Raw genomic sequence first — 560 nt, forward strand, 5'->3', positions numbered from 1 at the left:
AGATGTGTATAAGAGACAGGTGGAGATGTCAGCAATTTTGTTCCTTCTTCTGTATTAGATATTCTAGGTTAGTGAAGGTGGTGGCTAAAAAATATTCTATGTTCTTCACAAAGGGAAAAATTTCTTTGATTGCGAATACAAACTTATAATCTCGCTTTTTTTTTGGTATAGTGAAATTCTTCTATTTCTTAAGTTGTAATCATTTGTTTTTAGCATTGACTACACGGATAAACTAATGAGGAGATTATATGGTTTTTGATACTTATGAAACATTGGCACTAGCTTGTTTGGTTTTGTTGCTAGGATATTTTTTAGTGAAACGTGTTCGTCTATTGAGTCATTATAATATTCCAGAACCCGTAGTTGGAGGGTTTCTTGTGGCTATTGTATTGACGCTAGTGCATAAATTTTGGGGATTGAGTTTTAGCTTTGATACAAATCTACAACGCACGATGATGCTTGCTTTTTTTACATCTATTGGGCTAAGTGCAAATTTTTCGCGTTTAATAAAAGGTGGAAAACCGTTAGTCGTATTTCTGTTTGTTGCGGCTGGATTAATT

1 protein-coding gene is annotated in these 560 nt (G+C 33.8%); it reads left to right on the plus strand.

Going from position 1 to position 560, the window contains the following annotated elements; translation table 11 throughout:
* Positions 1-248 precede the first annotated feature (248 nt).
* A partial coding sequence (locus AC5O77_RS22340; RefSeq protein WP_494507241.1) for a sodium/glutamate symporter occupies positions 249-560 on the plus strand: 312 nt, incomplete at its 3' end.

It is taken from the genome of Stenotrophomonas sp. INTA L402-1 (assembly GCF_059295135.1).